The organism is Paenibacillus sp. FSL R5-0766 (assembly GCF_037971845.1).
In the GTDB taxonomy this organism is placed as follows: Bacteria; Bacillota; Bacilli; order Paenibacillales; family Paenibacillaceae; genus Paenibacillus.
Window position 1 is genome coordinate 4,279,974 of record NZ_CP150227.1, and the last position, 18,101, is coordinate 4,298,074.

The following is an 18,101-nucleotide window of genomic DNA, read 5'->3' on the forward strand; positions in this document are numbered from 1 at the left end:
ATTCCCCATTTCTTAATATTGTCGTTTTGATATTATCGAAATGATAACAAATGGATTTGATATTGTCAATACGACATTAACAAAATGTTCATATGCCTATTTAGAGAAAGGGATGAAGTCTGAACCCCCATTTTTTCCGCAAAAAATAAAGAGACCGGATCATATGATCCGATCTCTTTACCTGCTTTGTTATTTTCTAATACAGTTGTTCCATCAGTCTGGCGACTGCAACAGCCCCTTGTGCACGGTTTGCTGTTTCTTTCGGAGCAAACGTACCATCAGGCATGCCGTTTAACAGTCCAAGTTGTTGCATCGAGGCTACAGCTTCTTTTGCATATCCGGCGATCTCAGCATTGTCTACAAACACCATATCTCCTTGTAGAGAATTGGTCGCATCCTGATCATGTTGCACAACCTGCAGCACTCGATTTAACATAACGGCCATATCTTCTCGTGAAATACGTTCATTGGCTCCAAAGCTTCCATCTGCTCGGCCTTGAATAATGTTCATTTCAATTCCAAGTCGTACTGAATCGGCATACCACTGCCCATCCTTCACATCTGTTGGGATCGAAATAGATGGATCCGGCTTACGTGTATCACCAATACCTTTAATAATCATTTGCAAAAATTGTGCTCTGGTCAGTTCACCTTGTGGGGCAAAACGAGTTGCACTCATCCCCGTAATAATTCCCTTACCGTATAGGTTCTGCACTTCTTGGAGGGCCCAATTGTGATTTTGCAGATCAAGTAATGGCACTTCAACTTCTGCAATGACATAACTGCCGGATTCCAGCGGTTTGAACGCCATCGTTTTTGTCTTGTCATCGTACTTGGAGTACGTAACGGGCTTCATTTCTCCGCTTGGAGATACTGAATGCACAACCATAACTACATCATTCTTTTTAGGTTGCTCCACATTGGATAGAGCAACTTCAACCGCTCTGTTTGTCCATTGCAATGGCTTATTGTTCATTAACAAATTCACATCAACAATTGCATGATTACCTATCGCTGCTTTTTGAGATGTGGACAGTGTATCTGTCGATCCTTTTGCAACTACGATGTCGAACGTTCCCGCAGTCTCCGCAATGATTAGCGGGAGTGATCTTAGAGGAACACGAACGGTAGTCTGTCCTACGACTACATCCAGAGATTTTACTTCCTCGGAACGAATCCATGCCGCAAGTTGACTTGCACCCAATTGGAATGTGACTGTCTTGGCTGTGTCAGGCACATCTGCAATCAGTTCCAACGTACGATTTCCTGCATCCACGGATTGCAGTGCCTGAGTTAATTGAGATGCATCTGGACGAATCGAATACTTGTCATCCCCGGTTGCTGTTCCTTTTACCGTTATTAGACCCTTAACTGGCGGATTACCAGGTTCAACCGGTGGTGTTACAGCCGGATTCCCCGTTGAAGGAGCTGTTCCCGGGTTGGAAGGTTGTGATGGTACACTTGGTTGTGATGGCTGGCCAGGGCCAGGTGTTACATCTTGACGTACAAGCTTACTCACAGCATCTTGTAACGCACGATCCGCATTGCTCACATCTTGCGTTGAAGATTCAACATCCAGAATGAATGCCTTCGCTTCAGAAAGTGCCTTACTGAATACATTCCAGCTTGATGTCGTGTATTCGGTTTGTTTTAATTTCTCAGCGGTATCTACAGTAGCTTGTAGTGCAGTTTTGTCTGCCGGGAACGTACCGTATGCTTCAAAATCCATAAACCCTACCCATTCTGGACCTTCTGTAATCGTTACAAGAATATAACGCGCTTCTGTATTATTCGAGAACACGTGTCTTGGCGCTGTTGAAACGACAACGTCGCTCGAGGTATCAACTACTTTCACAAAATTTTTGTTATCATTAGACACTTCGATCTTATATTTGATTCCGCCACTCCACATCGACATTTCGATCTTGCGAAGATTAGCAACTTGCCCTAAATCCACTTGCCACCAGCTACCCTTACTCTGGTCTGTTCCCCATGAACTATTGGGATTGCTGTCAATTGCACCTTCTGGGGAGTTGGGTTGATTGTCCCCCGTACCTGCACTTGTTGAAGCCGTCGCTGCCTTATCTGTAGTTAATGCTTCCAAGTGAACGAGACTTTGATTCGCTTGTTGCAGTGCTTCGTACGCTTGATTCACGTCAGCTTGCACTGCATTTTGATTATCTCTCACTGTGATTGCATTCTCTAATGCATCCATTAATGTTTGCCAGCTACGATGAGTATACGAAGATTCGTTTTGCTGTTGCGTCTCACCGATAAGCAGAGCCAATTTTGTTTTATCTACATCGGATAATCCGCTTATCGCATCCCGCAACCGTTTCTCTGCAGCATTCACTTCAGTCTGGGTTGCTCTAGGATCTTTCATAACCTTATCTGCATTAGCAAGAGCCTTGGCAAAAATATCCCAAGTTAAAGCTGACCAATCCGACTCCTGATATGTCTGAGCATCAGTCAGCTTAGATTGGAGAGCATCCCTCTTTGCAGGGATCACGTTCATTTGCAACATAACTTGTTCGAGCACAGCTGTTGCAGAATTGGTGTCCGATTGCGTCACTCCAGTTGATGTATACGCTTGGTTGTACACATCCTCTGCTGCCTTAATCGCAGGAGCAAGTGAGTTCCAGCTCGTTTCTTCAAAATCCGGAGCTACCAAACCTTTGGCACGTGTAATTGCAGCCGCTAAATGCTGACGATCCGCAGGTACATTTTCTAGCCCCCGCTTGTAAACATCCAGTGATGGCAAGGCACGTCCTTCGTAGGAGTATCCACCATTCCCCGGAAATTCATCATAGTCGAACATGGCATGATTTTCCCATGCATCTCCCTCGGAATCAATCCAGCCTACATCCGCTGCAATCCATGCAGGCTCCCAATAGAAGAAACCGGCTCCGCGATTCTCAGGTACGTCAGCAATCATATCCATAATGCCAGCAATAGCATCATATTGCCCCTGTACCGTTGCAGGGAATGTTGCTCCCCCAACATGAAGCGCTTCATCCGATCCAATGATATTACCGTGTGCATCCCCGTTTTTATATGAAAATGGATACGATGTCTCGGCAATAATCACGTCTTTTTCGAACTTGTCAGATACTTCATTCATCGTCTTCTGCACATCGGAAAATGTCCCATGCCAGAACGGATAATAGGATAACCCGATGATATCGTAATCAAGGCCACGACTCTCTAGTTCACTAAAGTAATCCTTAAACATTTGTGCTTTACCACCCTCAGCCAGATGGATCATAATCTGAACATGCTGGTCCTCTTCTTGAAGGGCGCGCACGGCATCAACGCCTCGTTGTAACAATTCATAATTTTCCTGAGGGTTTACCTTACTGTTGAATCCATTCAACACACCACTGTTAATCTCGTTACCAATCTGTACCATATCAGGCATAGCGTCTGCGGCTTTCATCTCACTTACAACTTCATACGTATAATCATATACGGCTTGTTTCAATTGATCGAAAGTATAACTTTCCCAAGCTTTAGGACGAAGTTGCTGTCCCGGATGAGCCCACTCGTCAGAATAATGGAAATCAAGCAGTACTTTCATACCTTTTGCTTTCACCCGTGCGGCTAGCTCAATTACATCTTTCTTATCGTTATAGCCGCCGGATTTCTGCGGGTCATTCCATAGACGAAGGCGCACGTAATTGACACCACGATCCTTCAGGATATCAAGCAAGTCCCTTTCAGTGCCATTACTATCCAGATACTTCCCTCCATTAGCCTCAATGGCGGTTAACGTGGAAATATCCACTCCTCTTACGTAATCCGTCCGATATCCTCCAACTGTTACAGTGGCCTCCGGTTGAACAGGGGCTCCATATACTGCACCCGTCACGGTAAAGCTGCCCGCATTTGCGTACTCTGAAGGGTCGATACTGTCCCATTCTACTGGAACCGAACCAGATTTGTCGTTCAGATACTTCGCTGTCACTTTTGTAGGCAGAACAGGTGCAACCCCAGCTACTGTATTGACCTGAACAGCATTGTATCCGGTAATATTTGCTGGATCAATTTCTTCCTCTTCTCCCCAGACTTTAAGCTCGGATATCCCGGGCCACCAAGTTGCTCCCGCATAGTACGGAATCGTGACCTTCACATACTGGACAGGTGTACTGGTCAGGAATACTTCACTGGCGACAGTCTGTTTTATTTCATTAGTCGTTTGGTCCAAAACAGTTGACCAGTTGTTACCATCATCAGATACTTCAATCAAATATTTTACAACTTGGTCTTTGTCCTTCCAAGTCAACTCCGCTCCAGAAAGCTCATATGGCGCACCTAGGTCTATGGTCAACCAATGAGGATTGCTCTCAGAAGAAGGTGAGCTCGCACTCCAGTGAGTATTCACATCACCATCCACCGCCTTTTCTTTTTGTCCCTCATACAATAGATCTTGCTCACTTACCGTAACCGCCTTGTTAAGTGCCACGTTCACTTTTGCATCTTCTGCAGCCGCTGGACGAACCATCAACCCCAGATCACAGAATAGCATCAGTAATACCAGACACCCGCTTATGTACCTCTTGTTCACTCTTGATCTCCCCCTTTTTGTGTTTGATTGTGCATGGATCAATGAATGTTATGAATCCTCCTCATTGTAAGCGCTTAATAGCGGTAGGCGACACGGCATAATCCAAAGGAAACAGCAGTTATTTTAACAATATGATCCTGTGACAGTTACATTTGAGCTATATCGATCACACCATTCTGTAAAAGAAACGAAAAAATCTGCCCGTCCACCGTAAGGCAGAACAGAACAGATTTTTAGATATACGATCGTTGCTACACTTATTTGGAAAGTTTCAATTCAAGCTGTACCTGAATATCATTTTCTGTCGAGAGCACAACGGAGTGTGGATTTTCCATTCCGAAATCTTCGAACGTTACCATCGATGTCGCCGACAACAATACTGCATTATTCTCATAAGCAGCTTTTGCGTCAAAAGTTACTTCTTTTTCAATACCTTTAACCGTAATCGTACCATTCATTTTGATATCAACCGTTTGACCGACAGGCCATTCCGCAGGTACCCCTTCGAATGAAGTCGCTGTAAATGTAGCTTGTGGATATGTAGCGACGTCGAAGAAATCGGCTTGCTTCACGTGACCATCACGTTGTCCATTCCCGGAATCAATTCCGTCCATCTCGATCTGTCCTTCTGCCTTCATCTGAGCAGCATCGTCTACATTAATGGTCCAATTGCCTGTTACCTTATCGTCCACAAAGTTAACGGTCTCCTGCGATGTGGTTACGGAGAAGTATACTTTGGAACCTTCGCTGATGCTCCAGTCTCCATTCAGTTGCTCTGCTCCTGCAGTTTCATTGGCTACAGGCGTTCCTGTGCTATCTACAGCTGTTGTCGATGTCGCTGTGCTCGCAGGAAGCACCTGCTCAATCTCCACGTTGTTCCCCAAGTAACTATTGGTGATATAGTAACCACCGCCACCGATTACGACAACCGCCGCCACACCTGTAATAAGCCATGCTTTTGCTTTCTTGTTCATCTGTATGTTTCCTCCAGTATATTATGGTTTAGATTGCTTGTTGATATGGATCATATCAACCGAATGTGTCAGGAAGAAGTCAAGATACGACAAGTTCCTGATTTTTTCTAAACCCGAATACAGGATTGGCTTTATGCTCTTGCTCATGTAAAATCAGTACACAAGCTTATGAAATGAAAGGAGACCGCTTTTCTTGAAATCCATACTCATCGTCGAGGATGAACAAGCTATTGCACGAGTACTGGCTGCTTATCTGAGAAAAGCAGAATTTGAAGTTCATCATGCAGCAGATGGACCGACTGCACTTACCCTTTTTGATACCGTAACGCCTTCCCTTGTATTACTTGATGTGATGCTGCCAGGAATGGACGGATGGGATCTGCTGCGGATTATTCGTGAAAAAAGTGCTTGTCCCGTGATCATGCTAACTGCACTGGATGACATTTCAGACCGTCTCAACGGACTAAATGCCGGTGCTGACGATTATATGAGCAAACCTTTTGTACCGGAAGAAGTGGTCGCCAGAGTTAATGCGGTGTTGCGCCGTAATCCACATTGGACCTCAGGTGGCAAAGAGAAGCGTTCCTTTGGAAATCTCGTCATTGATCTTGCTGCTAAACAGGTGCTGCTGAACGGAGCAGAGGTTGCACTCACACCTCGTGACCTGTCGTTACTGTTCTTCCTGTCCGATTATCCGAATCGTACATTTACCAGAGATCATCTTATTGAACAGGTATGGGGGATGGACTATGATGGCAGTGACCGTGCTGTGGATCTATCGATTAAACGACTACGTCAAGCCCTCTCCCATTGGTCGCCAGAGACGGGAGAAATTCGGACGTTGCGAGGAATGGGGTATCAATTTTGGATCGCCAACTGAAACAGAAGAAACCCAAACGCACGATATCCATTCTGTCACACTGGACACTGCGATATTTTCTCATTTTGTGCATTGGTTTCACGATTATTGTGGCAGGGGCACTCTACTGGATTCGGACAACTTCCATTGAGAAAAGCCTCAAAACCGCAGAACTGCTTGGACTGGAGATTGCCGATCGAGTGACCAGTGAAAATAATATGCTTCGGGTTCCACCCGATCTGGACAGACTGGTAACCAAGCGAGAGAAACTATTCAACACAGATAATTATTTTTGTGTCATGATCTTGGACAACAACAATCAATTGATCTTTTCCCAGCCTAAAATGGAGCAAAAAGATGTGCATTATCGACTGTCAGACGATTATCTTGAACCTCGAAACAACAAATATGCAGGTGTAACGGTCAACATATCCGAGGGCGATCAAACCTTGGGCAAAGTGTGGGTCATGCAGTCCAAACAATCCATTACATTTGGTCCAGAGACGATATGGTTCGTGGCTCTAATCCTCGGAGGGCTAATCCTCTGTGGATGGTTTACAATCTATCTCCTGTCCAAAAAGTTATCCAGACCGATTCGTCAGGTCGCCTATGCCGCTGAACAGATTCGAGGTGGCAATTATGATGTGAGTCTTGATCTGAATACACGAGAACGTGAGATTAATGAACTTGTAAATTCATTTCGCGATATGGCCACTCGTCTCCAACAACTTGAAGAATGGCGTACACTTTCGCTGGCAGGGGTAAGTCATGAACTCAAGACACCGGTAACTTCCATCAAAGGGCTCGTTATGGCAGTACGTGACGATGTCGTGAGTCCACAGGAAGGAAAAGAATTTTTGGATATCGCTTTGAAGGAATCTGAACGCATGGAGCGAATGGTCGCAGATTTGCTTGACTATAATGCCATGGCTGCAGGAAGTGTTGCCGTTCGCAAGGAACGGACGGATCTGAAGCTGTTGGTCGGTGAGATCATCTATCAGTGGAAGATTGCGTATGAGGACAAAATGCCAGAGGTTCAGCTGCATGCCCCTCCAATTAACTTCTTTACCATGGGGGATGCTCTCCGCATTCAGCAGATCATTGTCAATTTGCTTAATAACGCACTTCATGCCACAGCTCCTGAACAGAAAGCTGTCTTCGACATTTATCTAAGTACAGAAGAACAGATGCTGTACGTTGATGTTAAGGACCACGGCACAGGTATCGCAGCCGAAGAACAACCCAAAATCTTCGAACGTTTCTATCGTGGAGAACTCAAAAAACGTCGTAACCGCGGTCTGGGTCTAGGATTAACATATAGCCGCCTACTCGCTCAGGAACAGGGCGGTGAACTGACACTTGTCTCCAGCAGCCCGGAAGGCAGCATGTTCAGATTAAGCCTGCCACGCTGGACTGCAACACAAGAAGCCATGAATACAGAAAAAGCATACGGAGCAGCCGTTAAAGTATAACGCACCTCGCTAACATGACAACTAGCCCAGAACTCCATTCAGGAGACTGGGCTAGTTCAACATGTTCCTTGTTGCTTTATCCAGAATGGAAGCAATCAACACTCTAATACACGTGGTCTGTATTCATCGTAAGCATCCGAGATCAGTTGCTTATGAAGCACACTACTGGCAATGATTGCTTTCCGCTTTGCTTTCAAAACAATCTGCTCTATATCCGCATAACTGCACCCTGCCAAGCGTTCACATATGTAATCTTCCAGCCGAGTCTCCTGTTCAAATGCCCCTACCAATTTGCTGATATACAATTTGCGACTTGAATCATCAGGCATACCGTAGGTCATCTTGGTATCAAACCGCCGCCAGATGGCGTGATCCAGTTGGGTTTCCAGATTCGTTGCAGCCACCAGAATGCTGTCCCCATCGAATTCGTCCAGACATTGCAATAACGTATTGACGACACGAGCCATCTCTTTCACTTCATCATTGCTCTCACGTGTCCGGCCTATGGCATCAAATTCATCCAGAAATAACACACAGGGATTCATTCGTGCATATTCGAATAACTTACGTACGTTACTCCCCGTCTCCCCAAGGTGGCTATGAATGATCGCATCTAATCTCATAAGAACCAATGGCAGATCAAGGCGCTCCGCCAGATGTGATGCCGTTAATGTTTTACCCGTACCGGGAGGCCCGAACATGACCATTTTGTTGGGGATTGATACATCATGCTCTCTGAACTTCTCTTTCATTCCTAGAATGGTGATAAATTCGTTAATGATACGCTCATTTTCTGCGGAAAATACAATATGCTGGGCTTTGCGTCTACACTCTTTCGGCGTGTAAAAAGCAGCCATATCGATCCCTTTCGCGCGGGGAATCCGGTTCATATGGTTTATTTTGCTCATGTATACACTTGCTCCTTCATTTATGGTTTCAGTCCATGATTCAAGTTATTTAAGTTGAACTAATGAATATTTACACTGACCACTTCGATGACAGAACAACCTTCCGATCGCTGTTATCCCCAGATTTTTTGATTATTTCCCTAGAGGGGAAATCCGGGGATAAAGGCGAACGCTCCGCTTCTTCAGGTTCTTTCTGCCCTCTCCGTTTTCGTGTAAATGTTTAGTTCAATTTATATAGAATCAATTAGATGTTTAATCGTAATTATTACTATTAAATAATAACATACTACTGCCTTTTTGCAAATATAACCACAGCACGTCCACTATTTTGCCACAGAGGGGGGCATTTGGTTGCAAGCTTCAATAAAATTTGCTATTCTAAGTGTGCATCGTTGTGTATAACGCAAAAAAGCCCTCCGAATTTCGTGAGAGCAACAAAATTTTCCAGATTGACAAGCGGCAACTTGTTATATCCGGATTCTTTATACCAACGACTGTAATCCAATTAAAGTGAGGTTATCAATCATGGCAAAAGACGTATTGTGTGAAGTTAATTCCTGTCGTCACTGGGCTCAAGAGAACAAATGTAACGCTTCTTCGATCTACATTGTGAGTCACAGTAACAAAGAAGCAAGTCAGTCTGCTGAAACAGACTGTAAGACTTTTGAAGTAAAATAGGTAATTTCAATTGATCCACTTAAAGGAGCCCTTACCGGTTCCTTTTTTCTTTGTCTATTGTAACAAGAATGATAATTATTATCAAGCCCTATTCTGTAAAAATCCTTCTCACCTCTTCAATGCACATTGGACAGATGACCTACGTACACTACGTAAGAAGTCAGTATGCCCATGAACGATTAGAACCAAGAGGTGAATAACAATGCCTGTTAAAAGTGGCACACAGTATCGCGAACGAATTGATGCACAGTCCGTCCCTTGCTGGTACAAAGGTAACCTTATTACTGGAAAACGCTCTGAACATGTAGCATTTGCTGGCTTAATGGAGACTCAGATGCACATGTATGATTTGCAATCGGATTCTAAATTTGCAGAAACGATGACCTATGCCTCCCCGGCAGACGGCAAACCTGTGGGGATATCCTTCCTGCCTCCAACCAGTGCCGATGACCTCCGTAAACGACGGGAAGGGATGAATATTTGGGCAAACGTGCATCATGGCTTTCTTGGTCGCTCACCCGATTACATGAATACTGCCATAATGTCCTTTTACACAGGTGCCGATCTCCTGAACGAACTATCTCCCCAATATGCAGAAAATCTCAAAAATTATTATGCGTACTGCCGTGATCATGATATCACGTTATCCCATGCCTTCATTCAGCCATATGCCAGCAAAATCTCAGGGCAACTGGATGCTACTGAGGATGCTATTGCTGCAAAGGTCGTAGATCGCACCGAGGAAGGTCTCATTATTAGCGGAGCATTCATGATGGCTACACAAGCTGCCACATCGGATGAGATTTTTGTCTATCCGTCACCTTCTCCCGCCCCATTTGATGACGAAAATCCATTTGCATTCTCTTTTGCTGTCCCCAATGATCTTCCGGGAATCAGTCTGGTGTGCAGGGATACCTACGCAGCCGAATCCCACACTAATTATCCCCTGAGTTCCAGATATGAAGAAATGGACAATATCGTCATCTTTGACCGGGTGCTCGTTCCGCATGAACGAATATTTTTTGCAGGAAGTGAGGAAATCTCCTCGCGTCTCTTCAGTGGTAGTAACTTTCATATTCACGCAGGTCATCAGGTATTGTGTCGTTATATTGCCAAGACGGAATTTGTTCTCGGTACAATCCAGCTTCTCACGGATACGCTGGATCTGAATACGGAAGCACATGTTATAGAGAAATCTGCACGTGTGTTCGCAGGTCTTGAATCGTTAAAAGCATTGGCCTTGGCCGCGGAGGCAGGTGCCATCCCAGATGGGCGCGGATTTGTATTACCTGCACCCAAACCATTGATGGCAGCCAATCTCCTTTTTCCGAAACTTTATCCTGAGATGATTGAAATTCTGCAACTCTTGGGTTCGAGCGGGGTGATTATGATCCCTCAGGAAGAAGAGTTTCAATCCGATATCGCTCCTTCACTGAATATATATCTGAAAGGGAACGATATGGCTTCTCACGAACGCAACGCTCTGTTCCGCCTGATCTGGGAGCTTGGGTCTGGTTCATTCGGGGGCAGACAGACCCAATTCGAACGATTCTTTTTTGGCAATGTCCTTACGGTATCCAATCGGTTGTTCTCCGTCTACAACAAAGATCAGACGAATCGTCAGCTCGTTCGTGATTTTCTATTCAACACCAGCAAATAAGAGAACTAATGAATCATTTTTTAGACCAGATGGTCATATACCGTCATCAGTTCAGAGGCTGGTCTGCTTGCATCCATATCCCGCAATGCAGGCTGGTCTCCGTAACCGATATGAAAGACCCCCAGCACCTTCTCTTCACTTGTCAAACCCATTAAATTCATAAACACAGGATGTTGTTGATAATCATTGATCTTCCAGACAGCATTCAAACCCTGTTCCGCAGCCAGAATACTAAAACGTTTGCTCCAGGCTTTGGCCGGCAGAAGATCATCCTCACGGGCATTTCTAGGCGCCACGACAACCAGATGGGTTGGAATTGCTTCCGTGTATTGATATGTAGCCCAATCGCCGTAGCGATCAGCCAGATGGGGTGGATAGCTCTGTCTGACCGCTTCCAGATAAAGCTGTCGTCCTTCGCCTGCAAACAACATAAACCTCCAAGGTTCTGAACTCATTACATATAATGAAGGATCTGCTTCATCAAGCAACTTTCGTATAACCGACTGGGGTACTGGCAACGGACTGAATTCACAAGTTCCTGCACGTCTCTTGCGGCTGCTTATATCTTGACTTAGACCGGTAGACATGGCAACTTCCCCTCCTCTATCTGCATGATATATCGTTATCCTTCAACTGTCTTCACATCAACCATGTTTTCTTCGGTTCAATGGCTTCCGTTCTCCAGCGATCTACCTCTTCGTGGATGCGCGCTTTATCACGCGTCGTAAACTGTTCTGACTCCAACACTTCTGCTTGAGGCATGCTGTCACGTATCAAGCGAATGTAGTCCATGGAACGGATCAGAGACTGGCGTCCAGGGATGTACCTAATTTTGCGTCCTTCCAACAAGCAGTATATCTCGATCATACCCGGTAATTTTCCGAAGGCTTCCCAGCAGAATGCACTGGCCATATGCTGAAACGCCTCAACTACGTTTGGATCATGGACAACCATATATTTCTGAATAAGCAGCGAATCCCAGCCTTCTGGTTGCCAGGCCGCCTGAAATATCATCGACAAATGCATGGATAATGAAGGTAACTCCGTTCTCCACTGTTCAAAAAGAATGGCTGGATGCTTCAGATCATCGTTCATTGCAATGGCGAGTGACAATTCATCCGTAATCTTGTTCTTCACATCCCAGTAATGGAGAACAGATTCGAAACCATCCGTCTTTCTGGGCCACCACTTCTCAAGTAAATACTGTACGGGTACCTCTTTGCGAACATCGGGGTCGAGACTGTAAAAAGCATTGACCGCATGGCTCACCGCATATTGTACACGGTGCCTCCATTGCAGTGGAAGACGCTGCTCAGACACTGGTTCAGGGCGGATGAATCGGTGTGGGCTGCGCAGCATTTCTTCCAATCTATAATCTTCAAGCAGACGTTCAGGAAGGTCATTCCTTCCGACTGGCATCGCTGCCTGAACATTATGTCTTAACATGATCTTTAGGATACCTGTAATCCGGCAGCAGCGAAGCGTTTGCCAAAGTCACGGCATGTTTCCTTCTCCTGCTCAAGCGGACTATATTCAATTTTCAACAGCTCTGGAGATACCTCCGCCCCACGCTCTTGCAGCTTGGCAGCCGCGAGATCAACTGCACCGCAGAACTGCTCATACGAGGTGTCACCACTACCAAACACCGCAGCCCTCTTACCACTCAGGTCAAGCTCATCCAGCTCCTCATAGAAATCAAGGAATTCATCTGGCAACTCCCCGTCTCCCCAAGTGTACACACCGATCATGAATCCGTCATAGTCCAATACATCAGATGCATTACAATCCGTAACGGATTTCAGGTCTGCCTCGTGGCCTCCCTGTGTAATTCCTTCCACAATCAGTTCTGCAATTTCTTCTGTATTTCCTGTCATGCTTGCATAAGCCACTAACAATTTAGCCATCTATTTTTCCCTCACTTTAACTTGATCATGTTATATTCTCTCTATGAAGAAAGAATGAATTTTGGATTAACAAAATCATATGTGATAATGATTATCATTGTCAAATTAAATTTTTGGTTATCTTTGTTTTTCAGTATATGGTACACTCCCGTCCCCCAACTGGCGTACAAGCCCTTTTTTGTTGTACAATAGTATCCAAATGACTTTTGAAGGATGGATAAATCATTATGTACGTAGCTAAGAATTGGAAGGACTATGAAGTAATCGATACAGGAGGCGGCGAGAAACTGGAGCGTTGGGGAGATGTGATTTTACGCAGACCCGATCCACAGATTATCTGGCCCCTTGAGCAAGAAACCAATGAATGGCGTCAGGTGCATGGTCACTACCATCGCAGCTCTTCCGGTGGCGGTAACTGGGATATGAAAAAGCCCATTCCCGAGCGCTGGACGATCGGATATGAAAACCTGAAATTCCACATTAAACCCACCAGCTTTAAGCACACTGGCCTATTCCCTGAACAAGCCGCCAACTGGAGTTGGATGATGGATAAAATCTCCAATGCAGGACGTCCTATTTCTGTCTTGAACCTGTTTGCCTATACAGGTGGAGCAACGGTAGCCGCAGCATACGCTGGCGCTTCTGTTGTACATGTGGATGCAGCTAAAGGCATGGTTCAATGGGCCAAGGAAAATGTTCAATTATCCGGACTGGCTGATCGCCCTGTTCGTTTTATTACAGATGATGTATTCAAATTCGTACAACGGGAACAACGTCGCGGAAATCGTTACGACGCCATTATTATGGACCCTCCTTCATATGGCCGAGGCCCTAATGGAGAGACATGGAAACTGGAAGAGAACCTATATCCTTTCTTGAAGTCGTGTATGACGATCTTGTCGGATAATCCATTATTCATGCTGGTTAACTCTTACACTACGGGCATTTCCTCTACGGTTCTGCGCAACATGTTGACCATGACGATGTCTGCTCAGTACGGCGGTGACATTACTGCAGGTGAAATTGGTCTGCCGATCACACGCAGTGGTCTAGATCTGCCTTGTGGTATTCTGGGCCGTTGGGAGTCTTAATCATGTCAGAACATCGGCATGATCACGATGCAATTCCGATTCTGTTCGAAGACAACCATCTGTTAGGTATTACGAAGCCGGTCAATGTACCTACCCAGGAAGATGCATCAGGTGATCCAGATTTGCTTACATTGCTGAAGCAAGATCTGAAAGAACGATATAACAAACCTGGCAATGTCTATCTCGGGTTAGTACACCGACTTGATCGTCCGGTTGGAGGGGCAATGATCTTTGCCAAGACATCCAAAGCAGCTTCGAGATTGTCCGAGACTGTGCGAGGACGTCATTTCCGTAAAATATATGCGGCTGTTGTACATGGCAAGTTGCCTGCACAGCAGGGAACGTTAAAACACACGCTCCTGAAAGATGCACGTACAAATACTGTTACTGTTGTACCTAAAGGTACGGCTGGCGGTAAGGATGCCGTTCTGGATTACCGTGTTATCGGCGAGACAGACCGTTACAGCCTCGTCCATATCGAACTGCACACCGGCAGATCTCATCAGATTCGAGTGCAAATGAAAGAAATCGGCTGCCCTCTGTACGGGGATCAGAAGTACGGCGCAAGCGTGAATAAACCCGGGCAACAGATTGCTCTATGGTCTGCGATTGCTGCTTTTCCTCATCCAGTTACTAAGGAAGAAGTTATTCTGCAATCTTTGCCTGCAAGAGAATTCCCCTGGGCAGAATGGCCCGCTGTCGTGTACCAAAACGCTTTTGGACAACCTCTATAAATACAGAAGATCAGGTTAGATCTGTCCATATCACGTGTCGTTCAGATTCTGTATCTGAACGACACGTTTTCTTATATTTTCAGCTGTATACCTAAAATACAGAGAGGAGACATCATGATGACCCCGTTTACCAAACAAGTCGTTGCGATCATCGCGGCGATTCCCGAAGGTAAAGTGATGACTTACGGTCAGATTGCAGCCCATGCCGGGAGTCCAAGAGCCGCGAGACAAGTCGTACGTATTCTGCACTCGATGAGCCGCAAGGAACGTCTGCCCTGGCACCGTGTCGTCAATGCAAAAGGAGAAATCTCCATACCGGACGAACACTCGCGCATGATGCAGGAAACAGAACTGATTAGCGAAGGTGTGGAGTTTCAACTGAACGGAACCATTAATCTCAAACAGTTCGGTCATGAGCCCGATCCTGTATTTCTTATTGATCCAACGATCCAGCCCGAATAATAAAAGTACTCTCCTCCTATCGCGCACACCAAAAAAAGAGAACTCAGGCAGTTAGGGTTACCCCTTCGACTGCTAGAGTTCTCTTTTTGGTTTTATCTGATATTCGTTATGCTGTAGCCGTCGCTTTTTCCTGTTCTACAGTAACAGGCTCAACAGCTGGTTTTGTTTTCCGAATAAAGAACGCCATGATCAAAGCAACTAAGGTCATTCCGGTAGCCACGATGAATGCATAGTTAACGCCGTAAATCGTTGCATCTGCTGTAGCTGCTAACATCGCTGTCTTATTATTAGGGTCAACTTGGCCAGCAGCCACTGCATCCGCCAGATGTGTTTTGAGCTTACTACTCATGATAGTAACCAGAATGGCTGTACCGATCGCACCGGCAACTGTACGCAATGTATTGGACATCGCTGTACCATGCGCGTTCAGACGTTGAGGCAGTTGATTCAGACCTGCTGTCTGGATTGGCATCATCAGCATCGACATACCGAACATACGAGCCGTGTAGATAAACATCATGTAGCCGTAGGTAGTATCGATTGCCAGACGACTCAGTCCAAAAGTTGTAATTGCCGTAATGGCAAGACCTGCAACCGAAAGCCAGCGTGCGCCCACTTTATCAAATATGCGACCTGTAATTGGAGACATAATCCCCATCAATATCGCACCGGGCATCATCAGAAGTCCTGATTCAATTGGTGAGAATCCACGAATATTTTGCAGGAAAATAGGAAGCAGGATCATACCTGCAAACATCGCCATGGTCACGAGCATGTTGATAATTGTTGTTAATGTATACATGTTGTACTTGAAAATACGGAACTCAAGGAGCGGATGATCTGTTGTCAGTTGACGAATAACGAACAGAATCAGGGATATCGCACCTACGACGAGACATCCAATGACAATTGCACTGCCCCATCCATCGGTACCCGCATCACTGAATCCGTACAGCAAACTACCAAAACCTAGTGTAGATAAAATAACGCCTGGATAATCCAGTTTAGGTCTGGATTGACGTGTTACGTTTTTAACAAAAGCAATACCAATTGCCGTTGCAATTATAGAGAATGGCAAGATGATGTAGAACAACAATCTCCAGGAATAATGCTCAACCACATAACCTGAAAGTGTAGGCCCAATCGCAGGAGCCAGAATCATCGCAATCCCCATGGTTCCCATGGCCTGACCGCGTTTCTCAATCGGGAAGATGGTCAGGAATACAACGGTCATGAGAGGCATCAGAATACCTGCACCTGCCGCTTGAATGACACGACCTACCATCAGAATGGTGAAGGTTGGACTAAGACCACAGACTAATGTACCTATGGTAAATAGAGTCATGGCTGTAATGAAAATTTGACGCGTTGAAAATTTGGCAATCAGATATGCCGTAACCGGAATCAGTACACCGTTCACAAGCATGTAACCCGTGGTTAACCATTGGGCTTTGTTTGCATTGATCGCGAGGTCTTCCATGATTTTAGGAAGCGCTACGTTCATCAGGGTTTGGTTCAGGAATGCCACAAAGGCACCAATTAACAATGCCGCTACAATCGGGCCTTTCTTGATGTTGTCCATCGCTGAGGATGGAGCTGCAGCAGTAGTCGTACTCATATGTTGTTCATCTCTCTTCCTTCTAACTTTTCAATCATTTGACTATGAATTCTAAGTAGGTGCTCAAGGTCGTCCTTCGATATATCCAGAATGGGTGACACTCTTTCCATCCACAAATGGTGCGTTTCCTGTTGGGCCTGTTCCCCTTTGTCCGTGATCTGAAGCTTAACGGATCGGCGGTCAGCATCCGAACGTGTCCGAACGATATACTCCCCTTTGACCAGTCGCTCCACAACAGCACTCATGGAACTGCTGCCCATATGGCATAGCTCAGCCACTTCATTGATGCCAATGGAAGGACGCTCCCTCAGGATGGATAACACCATAAACTGAATCGAAGTCAGCTCGATCTCCTTGTTTTCATTCCAAAATGCTCGAAAAAGCATTTGATTCACTTGGCGGAACGAATTAATAATATAGAATACTTCATACGTATCAGTCATTGTTTCACCCTTTTACTTTTGGAATATAATATTTCGTACACGAAATATCAGGGGAACAATTATTTATTATAACAAAAATATTTACATAGTCAACTCTTTACATATGAATTCACAAAAATAATATTAGGACATACTAACTGTGTTACATCCATGTTTTTACTCAACTAACCTGGACACAGTGTGTATCATATGTAATTTGTAAATAAAATAACCATAGGGCTCCTGCATGAAACGAGCAGGCACTCCTATGGTTATTCAGAATCAGCATGGTATCATACCGAAGTAGATAAGGCAGGCTCTTTGGTCTTGGGTGTTGTCATTTTGCCTAACAGATATACCAGCAATTGTTGATTGTGCATCGAAATGTTACTGAGAACAGAGTTCATGAATTCATTACGGATGGTGATTCCCCGCTCTGTCTCCATTCTTCCTTTCTCTGACAGAGATACCCACACAATGCGTCGATCCTGATTATCCCGATTCCTGCGAATCAGATCATTCTTCTCCATTCGATCGAGCAGCATGGTTACAGCAGCTGGCGTAGTAGACAGATAAGGAATCAGATCCGAAGGTTTCATTTTCTGATGATCTTCAAGTACCTCCAGAACAGCCAGCTGAGCCTCTGTTAATGAGGGTGCCAGCTCTTGATCCATATGCAATTTATAATCTTTGGTCAACCTGGACCAGCACTTGGCAAAATCGGAATTATACATCTTCCATCGCTCCTCTCTGCA

Annotated in this window: 16 protein-coding genes; 7 read left to right on the forward strand and 9 right to left on the reverse strand. The window is 45.2% G+C overall.

The window, feature by feature from the left end; genetic code table 11:
- Positions 1-196: 196 nt before the first annotated feature.
- On the reverse strand, positions 197-4,564 hold the full coding sequence (locus tag MKY66_RS18420) for a glycosyl hydrolase 53 family protein (protein ID WP_076209989.1): 4,368 nt from the start codon (positions 4,562-4,564) through the stop codon (positions 197-199).
- Between the two features lie 257 nt (positions 4,565-4,821).
- Positions 4,822-5,538: a YceI family protein gene (locus tag MKY66_RS18425; protein ID WP_076209988.1), complete on the reverse strand. Its 717-nt coding sequence runs from the start codon at positions 5,536-5,538 to the stop codon at positions 4,822-4,824.
- Between the two features lie 193 nt (positions 5,539-5,731).
- Here MKY66_RS18425 and MKY66_RS18430 point away from each other — a divergent pair, with 193 nt between their 5' ends.
- Both MKY66_RS18430 and MKY66_RS18435 read left to right on the forward strand, forming a co-directional pair.
- The gene (locus tag MKY66_RS18430) at positions 5,732-6,418 is read left to right on the forward strand and encodes a response regulator transcription factor (protein WP_036672909.1); all 687 of its coding nucleotides are present in this window, start codon (positions 5,732-5,734) and stop codon (positions 6,416-6,418) included.
- Positions 6,403-7,869, forward strand: coding sequence for a HAMP domain-containing sensor histidine kinase (locus MKY66_RS18435; RefSeq protein WP_076209987.1), 1,467 nt, complete (start codon positions 6,403-6,405; stop codon positions 7,867-7,869). Before MKY66_RS18430 ends, MKY66_RS18435 begins: the two co-directional genes overlap by 16 nt.
- A gap of 95 nt (positions 7,870-7,964) precedes the next feature.
- On the opposite strand, the gene MKY66_RS18440 is transcribed toward MKY66_RS18435, so the two are convergent.
- Entirely contained in the window at positions 7,965-8,777 is an 813-nt protein-coding gene (locus MKY66_RS18440) for an ATP-binding protein (protein WP_076209986.1), read from the reverse strand.
- 525 nt (positions 8,778-9,302) lie between these two features.
- Between MKY66_RS18440 and MKY66_RS18445 the strand changes: the two genes are divergently transcribed.
- Positions 9,303-9,455: a DUF1540 domain-containing protein gene (locus MKY66_RS18445; protein ID WP_076209985.1), complete on the forward strand. Its 153-nt coding sequence runs from the start codon at positions 9,303-9,305 to the stop codon at positions 9,453-9,455.
- Between the two features lie 202 nt (positions 9,456-9,657).
- Positions 9,658-11,115 carry a 4-hydroxyphenylacetate 3-hydroxylase N-terminal domain-containing protein gene (locus tag MKY66_RS18450; RefSeq protein WP_076209984.1) on the forward strand — a complete coding sequence of 486 codons (1,458 nt, stop codon included), beginning with the start codon at positions 9,658-9,660 and terminating at the stop codon, positions 11,113-11,115.
- A 20-nt stretch (positions 11,116-11,135) separates the two neighbouring features.
- Here the strand turns inward: MKY66_RS18450 and MKY66_RS18455 are convergent, their stop codons facing one another.
- Genes MKY66_RS18455 through MKY66_RS18465 form a run of 3 tightly spaced genes read right to left on the reverse strand, consistent with a single transcriptional unit; the run spans position 11,136 to position 13,019 of the window.
- Complete coding sequence (locus tag MKY66_RS18455; RefSeq protein ID WP_076209983.1) at positions 11,136-11,702, reverse strand: nitroreductase family protein; 567 nt, start codon at positions 11,700-11,702, stop codon at positions 11,136-11,138.
- A 52-nt stretch (positions 11,703-11,754) separates the two neighbouring features.
- Positions 11,755-12,561 (reverse strand): hypothetical protein, encoded by an 807-nt coding sequence (locus tag MKY66_RS18460; protein ID WP_076209982.1) that lies wholly within the window; start codon positions 12,559-12,561, stop codon positions 11,755-11,757.
- 5 nt (positions 12,562-12,566) lie between these two features.
- Positions 12,567-13,019 (reverse strand): flavodoxin, encoded by a 453-nt coding sequence (locus MKY66_RS18465; protein ID WP_076209981.1) that lies wholly within the window; start codon positions 13,017-13,019, stop codon positions 12,567-12,569.
- A gap of 227 nt (positions 13,020-13,246) precedes the next feature.
- Here MKY66_RS18465 and MKY66_RS18470 point away from each other — a divergent pair, with 227 nt between their 5' ends.
- From MKY66_RS18470 to MKY66_RS18480, 3 genes are all read left to right on the forward strand, one after another.
- A complete protein-coding gene (locus tag MKY66_RS18470) occupies positions 13,247-14,110 on the forward strand; it encodes a class I SAM-dependent methyltransferase (protein WP_017687801.1) in 864 nt (287 codons plus the stop codon).
- 2 nt (positions 14,111-14,112) lie between these two features.
- Positions 14,113-14,844 carry an RNA pseudouridine synthase gene (locus MKY66_RS18475; protein WP_076209980.1) on the forward strand — a complete coding sequence of 244 codons (732 nt, stop codon included), beginning with the start codon at positions 14,113-14,115 and terminating at the stop codon, positions 14,842-14,844.
- Between the two features lie 117 nt (positions 14,845-14,961).
- On the forward strand, positions 14,962-15,306 hold the full coding sequence (locus MKY66_RS18480; protein WP_036613313.1) for an MGMT family protein: 345 nt from the start codon (positions 14,962-14,964) through the stop codon (positions 15,304-15,306).
- A gap of 106 nt (positions 15,307-15,412) precedes the next feature.
- On the opposite strand, the gene MKY66_RS18485 is transcribed toward MKY66_RS18480, so the two are convergent.
- The 3 genes from MKY66_RS18485 to MKY66_RS18495 all read right to left on the reverse strand — a co-directional run bounded on the left by MKY66_RS18485 (position 15,413) and on the right by MKY66_RS18495 (position 18,080).
- Positions 15,413-16,924: a DHA2 family efflux MFS transporter permease subunit gene (locus MKY66_RS18485; protein ID WP_076209979.1), complete on the reverse strand. Its 1,512-nt coding sequence runs from the start codon at positions 16,922-16,924 to the stop codon at positions 15,413-15,415.
- Complete coding sequence (locus MKY66_RS18490) at positions 16,921-17,367, reverse strand: MarR family transcriptional regulator (RefSeq protein ID WP_076209978.1); 447 nt, start codon at positions 17,365-17,367, stop codon at positions 16,921-16,923. Before MKY66_RS18490 ends, MKY66_RS18485 begins: the two co-directional genes overlap by 4 nt.
- Before the next feature lie 272 nt (positions 17,368-17,639).
- Positions 17,640-18,080 (reverse strand): MarR family transcriptional regulator, encoded by a 441-nt coding sequence (locus MKY66_RS18495; RefSeq protein ID WP_036613306.1) that lies wholly within the window; start codon positions 18,078-18,080, stop codon positions 17,640-17,642.
- Between the last annotated feature and the right edge of the window lie 21 nt (positions 18,081-18,101).